Source organism: Micromonospora sp. URMC 105 (genome assembly GCF_051386295.1).
Lineage (GTDB): Bacteria > Actinomycetota > Actinomycetes > Mycobacteriales > Micromonosporaceae > Micromonospora.
The window spans coordinates 117,024-128,489 of the sequence record NZ_JBPQTL010000001.1; the positions used below are offsets into that span (position 1 = coordinate 117,024).

Sequence of the window (11,466 nt, forward strand, 5' to 3'; positions counted from 1 at the left end):
GCGGTGTGTACGGTCTGCACATAACGGTATACGGCATACACAGAAGATTTCGGAGTCTTTTACCGAGCTGATTTCTGTTCGGTTCGAGGTTGACGCCGGGAAAGTCGCCACATTCATTCCGTTCTTACTTGTCGCATTGATGTTCGACTTCTTTCTTTCGTCGCCCGGACGCGGCGACGGACGGCGGCGCGGGCGAAGCGGCGGCGCGGACGCGAGGGCGTGGGCGGCCGGCGGCCCGGGAGAGGGCACCCACGGGTGGTCGCCGGGGCACGCCACCTGCGGAGGTGAGGACGACGGTGATCGGAGCGCACGGAGAGCGAATGAAAGCGATGTCGGGAGGAATGGTGGGCCTGCGTTGGGAACACAACGTGGAGGTCACGGTGTCCCCGGACGGGTGGCTGATCCTGCACCGGCAGCCGACCGCCGTCACGTACCGGTATCCGCCCCTCGTCACGGTCTCCTGGATCTCGCTGCAGCGGCACGGCGGCGACCTCCACCTGGCGGCCGACGAGGTGGCCACCAGCTGGCAGGCCGACCGGGCGGACATCATCGTGGTCATCGGCCGGTGGCTCGACGAACTGCGCGAGGCCGGGCTGGTGCGAGAGGACTGAGCACGCCGACCGCCGACGCCCCCGGTGCCGTCCCGACCCCGGTCGTGCCGCGGCGACGGTGTCGAGGAGGTCAGTGGCATCGCGATGCCCAGGCGCCCGGCGCCCGGTAGTCCACCGCGGCGGACCAGGAGGCCTCGGCGCGCCGGGAGACCGTCGCGGTCCCGTCCCGCGCGGCGCGCAGCGAGCACATCAGCGCCACCGTGGCCGCCGCGAGCTCCTCCTCGGTGGGAGCGCCCCGGAGCACCACCAGCCGGGCCACCGGCGCGGCCGGGTCGACCTCCTCCGGGCCGGTCACGTCGGCGGATTCCCGTGCTTGCGCCCCGGCAGCTGCACCCGTTTGGCCCGCAGCGTCTCCAGCGCCCCGATCAGCACCGCGCGCGTCTCCGCCGGGTCGATGACGTCGTCCACCAGGCCCCGCTCGGCCGCGTAGTAGGGATGGACCAGCTCCTGCTCGTACTGCTTGATCCGCTGCCGCCGGGCCGCCTCCGGGTCCGGCGCCGCCGCGATCTCCCTGCGGAACACCACGTTGGCCGCGCTCTCCGCGCCCATCACCGCGATCTCGTTGCTCGGCCAGGCGAAGGAGAGATCCGCGCCGATCGACCGGGAGTCCATCACGATGTACGCCCCGCCGTACGCCTTGCGCAGGATCACCTGGATCCGGGGCACGGTCGCCGAGCAGTACGCGTACAGCAGCTGCGCGCCGTGCCGGATGATCCCGCTGTGCTCCTGCGCGGTGCCGGGCAGGAAGCCGGGCACGTCGACCAGGGTCACCAGCGGGATGCTGAAGGCGTCGCAGGTCTGCACGAAGCGGGCCGCCTTGGCCGAGGCCGGCCCGTCGAGGGCGCCGGCGAGCATCCGGGGCTGGTTGGCGACGATGCCCACCACGTGCCCGTCCAGCCGGGCCAGGCCGCAGACGATGTTGCGGGCCCAGGAGGCGTGCACCTCCAGCAGGTCCCCGTCGTCGACGATCTCCTCGATCACCTCGCGCATGTCGTACGAGCCGCGGGAATCGGCCGGCACCAGGTCGAGTAGGCGCGGGCAGCGGCGGCCCGGCGGGTCCCCGGTGGGGTGCACCGGGGGCAGCTCCCGGTTGTTGGAGGGCAGCAGCGAGAGCAGGTGCCGCACGTCGGCCAGGCACTCCGCCTCGGTGTCGTACGCGAAGGAGACGGTGCCGGTGACCGAGGCGTGGACCTCCGCGCCGCCGAGCTGCTCGTGCGTCACCGTCTCGCCGGTCACCGCCTGCACCACGTCCGGCCCGGTGAGGTAGAGCTGAGCCACGTTCCGTACGGCGAAGACGAAGTCGGTCAGCGCCGGGGAGTACGCCGCGCCACCGGCGCAGGGCCCGAGCATCACGCTGATCTGGGGGATCACCCCGGACGCCTGCACGTTGCGGCGGAAGATGCCCCCGTACCCCGCCAGGGCGGTGACCCCCTCCTGGATCCGGGCGCCCGCGCCGTCACCGAGGCAGACCAGCGGCGCGCCGGCCGACTCGGCCATGTCCATGATCTTGTGGATCTTCTCGGCGTGGGCCTCGCCCAGCGACCCGCCGAAGATCCGGAAGTCGTGCGCGTACGCGAAGACCGTGCGGCCGTCGACCTTGCCCCAGCCGGTCACCACGCCGTCGGTGTGCGGGCGGCGGTCCTCCAGCCCGAACCCGGCGGCCCGGTGCCGGCGTAACTGCTCGATCTCCCGGAAGGTGCCCGGGTCGAACAGCAGGTCGAGCCTTTCCCGGACGGTCAGTTTGCCCTTGGCGTGCTGCTGCGCCGTGGCTCGGGGCCCTGGTCCGGCCACGGCCGTGGCCCGGACGGAATGCAGCTCGGCCACCCGGGACCGGAGGTCGGAATGCGATTTGTCCACCATGCGCGCCTCGCCCCTCACGCTCGCCGACGTCGACCCGCGTCAACCGGCCGGTCGGGTTCTCACGTAACCACCGCGTGCGGGGGCCGGACCAGAACGGTCGCCCCCTAACCCGCGCGGCAGATCCCCTAGCCGCCGTCCCTGCCACCCCAGGGCCATCGCCATTACCGCAGGTCAGCCCGGTTATGGGCGGGGTCGGTGAAACTGATCGGACACTCGGCCGAAGAGCTTGACGGTGTTCCGCCGTACTGCTTAGCATGTACGCGTGGGGCATACGCAGAAGCGCGCCCCGTGTGGTGGGGCACCTTCGAAAATGGCCGTCAGGCCCGATGAGCGACGAGGTCTTGTCCCCGTCTCCAGGCGGACGACGCCGGGATCTCCGTGCCCTGGACGATCAAATCGGCATAGACGGGCATAGAAGGGTTTCGGCTCAATGAGCGATTCTGTCGGGCTACTGGCCAAACTGCCGAGTGGTCGGCGTTCCAAATGGGCCCTCCTCGCGTTGTGGATTGTCCTCGCCGTCGTGCTCGGCCCGCTCTTCGGCAAGATCGAGGAGTACGAGGACCGCACTCCCTCCGGCAGCCTCCCGCGCGGCGCCGAGTCCACCGCCGTGATGGAGGAGCTGGACAAGTACCGCTCCGCCTCCGAGGCCGTCCCGGTCGTCGCCGTCTACACCCGGGAGGCCGGGATCCAGGACGCCGACCGGAGCAAGGTGGAGGCCGACCGCGCGGCGTTCGCCCGGTTCGCCGACGGCGGCGCGGCCATCCAGCCGGCCATCCCGTCGCAGGACGGCAAGGCGCTCATGCTGGTCGTGCCGCTCACCCGTGACGACGTGGAGATCGACTTCGCGGTCAAGGACCTGCGGGCCGCCGCCCAGGCCGGCGCACCCGCCGGGCTGGACGTCGACCTCGGCGGCCCCGGCGGCCTGCTCAACGACTACACCCAGGCGTTCGAGAACCTGGACGTCAACCTGATGATCGCGACCAGCTCGATCGTCGTGGTGCTGCTGTTGCTGATCTACCGCAGCCCGTTCCTCTGGATCTTCCCGCTGCTGGCCGTCGGCTTCGCCAGCGCGCTCACCCAGGGCGTGGCGTTCCTGCTCGCCAAGCACGCCGGGCTGCCGGTCAACCCCGCGAGCTCCAGTCTGCTGATGATCCTGCTGTTCGGCGTCGGCACCGACTACGCGCTGCTGCTCATCGCGCGCTACCGCGAGGAGCTGCGCCGGCACGCCGACAAGCACCTGGCGATGGGCATCGCGCTGCGCCGCTCGGGCCCGGCGATCCTCGCCTCCGCCGCGACCGTCGTGGTCGGTCTGGCCTGCCTCGCCCTCGCCGACATGCAGAGCGCCCGCAGCCTCGGCCTGGTCGGCGCCACCGGTGTGCTCTGCGCGTACCTGGCGATGGTCACCATCCTGCCGGCGCTGCTGGTGATCGCCGGCCGGTGGGTGTTCTGGCCGTTCGTGCCGAAGTTCGGCCAGGAGGCCCGGGCCGGGCGCGGGTTCTGGTCCCGCATCGGTACGGCCGTCGGCCGCCACCCCCGGGTGGTCTGGCTCGGCTGCCTGATCGTGATCGGTGGCCTCGCCGTCAGCGCGCTGGACATCAAGATGGGGCTGGCCCAGACCGAGGTGTTCCAGACCAAGCCCCAGTCGGTCACCGCGCAGGAGAAGCTCGCCCGGCACTTCCCGTCCGGCGCGTCCGACCCGGCCATCCTGGTCGCCGACGCCTCGGCCGCCGGGCCGGTCAAGGCCGCCGCAGCCGGCGTCGACGGTGCGACGGTGGGCCAGGAGTCGCCCAGCCCGGACGGCCGCCGGGTCATCATCGACGTGGTGCTCCGGGACGCGCCGGACAGCGCCGCGGCGAAGGAGACCATCGACGACATCCGGGACGCGGTGCACGCCGTACCCGGGGCCAACGCGAAGGTCGGCGGCACGACGGCGGAGACCCTCGACATCGACCGCGCCTCCAGCCGGGACGCCCAGGTGGTCATCCCGGTCGTGCTGGCGGTGATCCTGCTGTTCCTGATCATCCTGCTCCGCGCCCTGGTGGCACCGCTGGTCCTGCTCGGCACGGTGGTGGCGTCCTACTTCGCCGCCCTGGGCGCGTCGCATTTGCTCTTCAAGCACGTCTTCGGGCACGAGGGGACGGCCTGGCAGTTGCCGCTGGTCAGCTTCGTCTTCCTCGCGGCACTCGGCGTCGACTACAACATCTTCCTGATGACCCGGGTGCACGAGGAGGCCGCGCGGCACGGCCACGCCGAGGGCGTACGCCGTGGTCTCTCCACCACCGGCAGCGTCATCACGTCGGCCGGCATCGTGCTGGCGGCGACCTTCGCGGTCTTCGCCTCCATGCCGGTGGTCGACATGATCCAGTTCGGAGTGGTGGTCGCGGTGGGCGTCCTCCTCGACGCCTTCCTGGTGCGGACCCTGCTGGTGCCGGCGCTCTCCTTCGACATCGGCCGGGCGAGCTGGTGGCCCGGACGGCTCTACCGGGACCTCGGCAGGCCGGCCACCGCGCCGGTCAGCCCCGGGGTGCCGGGCCCGGTGCGCGCCACCAAGTAGGGCCACCGGGCGGGCGGGCCGGGTCGGCCCGCCCCTCGGGTGGGGCTGCGCGCTCTGCCGCGGGTGGTCGGCCTCGGCGCCCCCTCGCCGAAAGCGTGACCCGGGGCTGGGAGGCACCGGCCCGAAACAGGACGTGCGCTTTGCGACGGCGGTGCGCCCGACGATGTCGTCGGGCGCACCGCCTCGTCGCTCTCCGGGCCAGGCATCGGTCGGTCGGGGAAGCAGGGATGCCGGATCTTCGTGGCCCGGGCCGGTGCGGCAAGACCGCGGTGGCGCCTGCCGTGTGGGTGGTGCGTGTCGGCCAGGTCGACCGGTGGCTTCGGCGCGGTTTGCGGTGTGTCGGGGTGACGATGGGCGGGGATGGCCCGACTTGCCGCAAAGCGGGTAGCAGGGCGTGTCCGTGCCCGACCGCTGCCGGGGAGGGGCTGCCCGGGGCAGGGCGTGTCATGTGCCCAGCCGCTGTCGCGGAGAGGGGCCCGTGGTGGCGGCCCGGTTTGCAGTGTGTCGGGGCGACGATCGGCGGGGATGCCCCGACTCGCCGCAAAGCGGAGGCAGCAGGACGTGTCCGTGCCCGGGGGTTGCCGGGTGACGCTGCCCGTGGCGGCCCGGTTTGCGGTGTGTCGGGGTGACGATGGGCCGGGATGGCCCGACATGCCGCAAAGCGGGGGAGGGCACCTCGTCAGCGCGCGCACCGTCCGGTCGAAGTGGAGAGTCACCCAGCCGGCGGTATTCGTCGCGGGCGGCTCGTCGAGCCTTGCGCCGCGACGGCCTGAGTCGGAGGTGGCCCCGACGACGTGACACGCCCGGGATCTGCGGGGACTCGGGAGCGGAGCCTGTCGGGAAAGGGTCAGGCCCGACGGGCACGAGCGGGAAGGGACGCCACTGGTGGGTCGTCCCAGCGGCGCGAGTCGCATCGCTGTTCGGCGGTGCCGATCAGCCGGACGGTCAGCGTGCGGAGGCCCATCGTCCGGGCCGTCGACGGGCCCCGCCGAGGTCCGGCTAGGTCACGGCCAGGTCACAGAGCGGCTGTCGGGTGACGACGGGCGGGCGAGCGCGGCCGGTACCCCGCCGGCGCGATCCGGCAGGAGAGGAGTGGACCTGCGCGAATGCGGAGAAGCGGCCGCACTCTGTTGGGAAAAGTGAACGACAAGTTGCCGGATCAAGTAACGTTTCGTGACATCTGAAGATCGTTCACAGTGGTCCTCGTATTGATTAGCGGCCGAGCCGGCGACGTGCGCAGACGCAATAAAAATGGGACACACCGACGAACTGGACATTCTGCAATTTGCGCGGATCGGATCGCCGACAGAACGGCCTGGCCGGGGGCCTGTGCCCGATCTGTGCTAAAGAGGGTGGACTGGCATCACCGTCGATCTGTGGATATGATACGCGGCAACGTGGCTACCAGTGCTGAAGCGTTTCGACTACTACGCTACTTAGGGGTATGCAAACGTGGCGACCATGGGATATGAGGGGGCCCTGTCGCTGTTGCAAGGGCTCCTTCGCCAATGCGACGGCTCAACCGGTCGACTGGCGCTAGTCGAGGGGGGACTGGCCAGCGGTAAAACATATCTGCTCCGTCAATTTTCGCGTTACGTGGCGGAGACGGATGCGTTACTTCTGACGGGTACGGGATCGCGGGCGGAGCAGTCGGTGCCGCTCGGCGTGGTCGACCAGTTGTTCCGGAGCGCCGACCTGGTGGACGCGCTGCCCGAACGGGCCGCCCGCCTCATCGGTTCGGTGGACGCGACCGGCCAGGACGGGGGATGGTCGGACCCACCTGCGGAGCCCGATGCTCGTTCGGGCTGGATGCGTGAGTTCTGCGGGGTGCTGCTGGGCCTGGCCCGGGAGCGCACCGTCGTGATCGTCATCGACGATCTGCAGTTCGCCGATTCCGCCTCGCTGCGGCTGTTGTTGTCCTTGCAGCGACGGATGGATACGGCCCGAATGCTGCTGGTCCTCGGCAAGTGGCACCGGCGCCGGCCGAGCCTGCCACTTTTCTACACGGAACTCACCCGCCAACCGCACGAGAGCATCAAGTTGTCCGCGCTTACCGTGCCGGACATCGCCAATCTGCTCGCCCGGAAATGGGGAAAGGCAGCGCCCGAGTCGGTTGCCCAGGAATACCACGAACTGACGAATGGTAATCCGCTGTTGGTGCACGCGCTGCTCGACGACAATGCGGCGGATGCCGGAGCCGAGGACGGGGCCACGCCCGTCGTCGGTGACGGATATGCCCATGCCGTGCTCGCCGGCCTGCACCGGTGGGACGGGCAGCTGCTGGACGTGGCCGCCGCGGCCGCGGTGCTGGACGACCGTTCCGACCCGGCCCTGATCGGCCGTCTTCTCGGAATGCGGACGGAAACCGCCGAGGAGATCGTCGGAATCCTGACCGAGGCCGGCGTGCTGCGGGACTGCCGCATGCGGCACAGTCTCGGCGGCACCACGGTGCTGGAGAGCATGACCGCGGCCGATCGGGCCGCCGTCTACGTCCGCGCCGCCGACCTGCTGCACCAGCAGGGCGCACCGGCGGCCGAGGTCGGGCGGCACCTGCTCCACGCCGAGCAGGTCCCCGCCGACTGGGCGGTCGCCGTGCTGCGTACCGCCGCCGATCAGGCGCTGGCCGGGGACGACCCGGACCTGGCGGTGCGCTACCTGGAACTCGCGCTCTCCGGCTGCACCGACCGCCGGGAACGGATCGCCATCATGTACGCGCTGACCGGCGCGCTCTGGCGACGCAACCCCTCGGCCACGCTGGCGTACCTGCCCTGTCTGCAGGGTGCGGTGCAGGACGGGGAACTGCACGGGCCGGACGCGGCGGCGGTGATCCGCTACAGCCTCTGGAACGGCGACGAGGACGCGGCGGCCCAGGCGGCCACGGCGCTCGGCGCCTCCGCCGATCCGGTCGACGCGCAGACGGCGGCCGAACTGGCCGTCAGCTTCCACTGGTTCCTCGGCACCGCCCGCGGGCGGCTGCCCGAGTTCGGACCCAACGGCACCACCCACCCGAGGGATCTCTGGGCGGACGCCGCGCAGCGGCTCACCTCGCTCTGGGGCCGGGGCGGCGGGGAGGCCGCCACCACCAGTGCCGAGCACATCCTGCGTAGCTGTCAGATCGGTGAGACCCCGCTGGAGATGGTGGCCGCGGCGGTGCTCGCACTGCAGCGCGGCAACAAGCCGGAACTCGCCCGCAGCTGGTGCGACCGGCTGCTGCGGCAGGCCGCGGACCGGGGGGAGGTCACCTGGCAGGCGGTGCTCTCCTCGCTGGCCGGCAGCATCGCGTACCGGCGTGGTGACCTGGTCAACGCGATCCGGCACGCCGAGCAGGCGCTGGCCCTGCTGCCGGAGAAGGGCTGGGGGGTCCTGATCGGTCAGCCACGCGCCACCCTGATCGTCGCGCGGACGGCCCGGGGCGAGTTCGAGCAGGCGGCGCAGGTGCTCCAGGCGCCGGTTCCCGACTCGATGTTCGGCACCGTGTTCAGCCTGCCGTACCTGCGGGCCCGGGGGCAGTACCACCTGGCCACCGATCGGGTGCTCGCCGCCGGGCGGGACTTCCAGCTGTGCGGCCGGCTGATGCGCGAATGGGACGTGGACGTGCCGGCGCTGATCCCCTGGCGCAGCGACCTGGCCGAGGTGAACCTGCGACTCGGCCGCTCCGTCGAGGCCCGGGACCTGCTCACCCAGCAACTGGAGCGGGCCCGTGGGGCCGACGTCCGGGTGCGGGGCATCTCGCTACGGGTGCTCGCCGCCGCCAGCGAACCGGCGCAGCGTCCGACGCTGCTGCGGCAAAGCGTGGAGTGCCTTCAGGCGGCCGACGACCGGCTGGAGCTGTCCAAGGCCCTGACCGCGTTCAGCGTCGTCCGGCAGCAGCTCGGGGAGTTCGACCGGGCCCGGGTGCTGGCCCGGCGGGCCGCGCAGGTCGCGCAGACGGGTACGACCGGCCCATCGGTCCCCGCCGGCGGGGACCGGCCGGTCGAGCCGCCCGCGCTGGTCGGCCGCTGGCACGACCGGGAGAAGGAGGAGCGGCACGTGCTCAGCGAGGCCGAGCGCCGGGTGGCGAAGCTGGCCGCGTTGGGTCACACCAACCGCGAGATCAGCCAGACGTTGTACATCACCGTCAGCACCGTCGAGCAGCACCTGACGCGGGTCTACCGCAAGCTCGGCATCACCCGGCGTACCGACCTGCCGGCCGAGCACGAGCTGCGCAAGCGGCTGTCGGAGTCCCGTGGCGAAAGTGCCGCCGGGCTGCTCCACGCCGGGCAGGACTGGGAGGAACTGGCCGGCTGAGGGGAGACCGCGCCCGTCCGGAGCATCCGGGACAGTGCTCCGGGCGGGCGCTCCGCCGTCCGCACGTACGACGGCGCCCCGACCGGTCCGGTCGGGGCGCCACTGCGGTGCGGAAACCGTCGCCCGAGGAGCTGGCCGGACCGGCCCGCCGGGCCGCGCACGTCAGGGGGCGCTAGGGGTTTTGCGGGGGTACGGGGCTGCACCAGCATTGCCTCACACGGGCGTCACGGATCAGTGGCCGACCCGGGCCTCGGTCACCTGGCCCGTGACGCCCAACGCGGTGAGGCTCGCCCAGATCGTGCCGGGAGTGGCGAAGTTCTCCAGGCTCAGCAGGTCGTCGACGAACCGGACCCGGTACGTCGACTCGAGGTCGGAGATCAGCTCCACGGTGGCCATCGAGTCCAGGCCGAAGTCGCGCAGCGGGGTGTCCTCGGTGAGGGTGTCGGTCGGCGACAGGAAGGCCAGGTAACCCCGCAGGATCCCCTCGAACCGTTCGTCCAGCATGAGTCACTCCGAATCTGTCGGAACCGGTGTCGGCGGTGACCTCGATACAAGTACCTGCCCGTGCGGCCGACAACCCCTGTCGCCCCTTACTGTTGGAGCACCGGATGGTAGATGTGGACGGTCCCGCCCTGTCGGCGCGTTTCCTTCGCGGCCTGGCGGCCAACCCCACCGGCACGGCCCTGCGGGTCGGATCCCGCGCCGTGAGTTACGAGGAACTGCACGAGCTGGCGCTGGCCCGGGCCGGTGCCCTGCACGCCGCCGGGGACGGGCAGCCGCCGCGCGCCGTCGCGGTGCTCACCGGCAAGAGCGTCGAGGCGTACGCGGGGATTCTGGCCGTGCTGTACGCCGGCGCCACGGTCGTACCGCTGCACGCCGGCTTCCCGGTGTCGCGGACCCGGCGGATGCTGGAGGTCTCCGGCGCGACCGCGGTGGTGGCCGACGAGGCCGGCCTGGCCACCCTCGGCGAGCTGGCCGCCGCCGGGCTGGAGCTGCCGGTGCTGGCGCCCGGCCTGGACGCCGACGCGGTGCCGGTCGCGGCGCGCATCCCGCTGGGCCGCCGGTCGCTCGACGCGCCGCTGCCGGTCACCGCGTCGCAGGTGGCGTACGTGCTGTTCACCTCGGGCTCCACCGGCCGGCCCAAGGGCGTGCCGATCACGTACGGGATGACCGACCACTACTTCCGGCTGGTCGACCGGGACTACGACTTCGACGCCGCGGACGTCTTCTCGCAGACCTTCGACCTGAACTTCGACTGCGCGGCGTTCGACATGTTCTGCGCCTGGGGAGCCGGCGCGACCGTGCAGCCGGTGCCCGCGCAGGCGTACCGGGACCTGCCCGGCTTCCTCGCCGAGCGCGCGGTGACCGTCTGGTTCTCCGCGCCGAGCGCGATCACCTTGATCCGTCGGCTGGGTGGCCTGCGCCCCGGCGGCATGCCGGGGCTGCGGTGGAGCCTCTTCGCGGGCGAGGCGCTGCGCGCGGCGGACGTGGCCGACTGGCACGCCGCCGCCGACCGGTCCACGGTGGCGAACATCTACGGTCCCACCGAGCTGACCCTCACCGTCACCGGCCACCGCTGGTCGCCGGAGACCTCCCCGGGGCTCTGCGTCAACGGGCTGGTGCCGATCGGGCGCCTGCACGAGGGGCACGACGCGCTGCTGCGCACCCCCGACGGGGAGCTCTCCGACCACGAGGGTGAACTCTGCGTCACCGGTCCGCAGATGACCCCCGGCTACCTCGACCCCGCCGACGACGAGGGGCGGTTCCTCGACCACGACGGGCGCCGCTGGTACCGCACCGGCGACCGGGTCCGCCGGCTGGCCGACGGGGAGCTGGTCTACCTCGGCCGGTGGGACGCGCAGGTGCAGGTGAACGGCTGGCGGATCGAGCTGGCCGAGATCGAGCACGCGCTCGCCGGCTGCCCCGGCGTACGGGACGCGGTGGCGGTCACCCGGACCGTCGACGGGCTGGTGGAGATCGTCGTCTACTACACCGGCGAAGAGGTCCCGGCCGCCCAGCTCGCCAAGCAGCTCGCCGAGATCCTGCCCAAGGGGATGCTGCCCCGCCGGTACACCCACCTCGACGAGTTCCCGCTGAACTCCAACCGCAAGATCGACCGTGGCCGGCTGGCCCGGGCGGCGGCGGCGAGCTGAT

The 11,466-nt window shown here is 71.8% G+C and carries 7 protein-coding genes; 4 read left to right on the forward strand and 3 right to left on the reverse strand.

All coding sequences use genetic code 11. The annotated features are described in order from the left end of the window. Positions 1 to 320 precede the first annotated feature (320 nt). On the forward strand, positions 321 to 611 hold the full coding sequence (locus tag ACSNN7_RS00475; RefSeq protein ID WP_436678475.1) for a hypothetical protein: 291 nt from the start codon (positions 321 to 323) through the stop codon (positions 609 to 611). Between the two features lie 70 nt (positions 612 to 681). Here ACSNN7_RS00475 and ACSNN7_RS00480 read toward each other — a convergent pair whose 3' ends face one another. Together ACSNN7_RS00480 and ACSNN7_RS00485 are read right to left on the reverse strand one after the other, a co-directional pair. Continuing rightward, on the reverse strand, positions 682 to 906 hold the full coding sequence (locus ACSNN7_RS00480; RefSeq protein WP_436678476.1) for an acyl-CoA carboxylase epsilon subunit: 225 nt from the start codon (positions 904 to 906) through the stop codon (positions 682 to 684). After that, positions 903 to 2,471 carry an acyl-CoA carboxylase subunit beta gene (locus ACSNN7_RS00485; RefSeq protein WP_436678477.1) on the reverse strand — a complete coding sequence of 523 codons (1,569 nt, stop codon included), beginning with the start codon at positions 2,469 to 2,471 and terminating at the stop codon, positions 903 to 905. The genes ACSNN7_RS00480 and ACSNN7_RS00485 overlap by 4 nt, the downstream gene beginning before the upstream one ends. 499 nt (positions 2,472 to 2,970) lie before the next feature. On the opposite strand from ACSNN7_RS00485, the gene ACSNN7_RS00490 reads away from it, so the two are divergent. Beyond that, the gene (locus ACSNN7_RS00490) at positions 2,971 to 5,025 is read left to right on the forward strand and encodes an MMPL family transporter (protein ID WP_436678478.1); all 2,055 of its coding nucleotides are present in this window, start codon (positions 2,971 to 2,973) and stop codon (positions 5,023 to 5,025) included. Between the two features lie 1,461 nt (positions 5,026 to 6,486). Then, positions 6,487 to 9,312 (forward strand): AAA family ATPase, encoded by a 2,826-nt coding sequence (locus ACSNN7_RS00495; RefSeq protein ID WP_436678479.1) that lies wholly within the window; start codon positions 6,487 to 6,489, stop codon positions 9,310 to 9,312. 231 nt (positions 9,313 to 9,543) lie between these two features. Here the strand turns inward: ACSNN7_RS00495 and ACSNN7_RS00500 are convergent, their stop codons facing one another. Beyond that, positions 9,544 to 9,816: an acyl carrier protein gene (locus ACSNN7_RS00500; RefSeq protein ID WP_154938605.1), complete on the reverse strand. Its 273-nt coding sequence runs from the start codon at positions 9,814 to 9,816 to the stop codon at positions 9,544 to 9,546. A gap of 104 nt (positions 9,817 to 9,920) precedes the next feature. Between ACSNN7_RS00500 and ACSNN7_RS00505 the strand changes: the two genes are divergently transcribed. Next, positions 9,921 to 11,465: an AMP-binding protein gene (locus ACSNN7_RS00505; RefSeq protein WP_436678480.1), complete on the forward strand. Its 1,545-nt coding sequence runs from the start codon at positions 9,921 to 9,923 to the stop codon at positions 11,463 to 11,465. The last annotated feature ends 1 nt before the right edge of the window (position 11,466 follow it).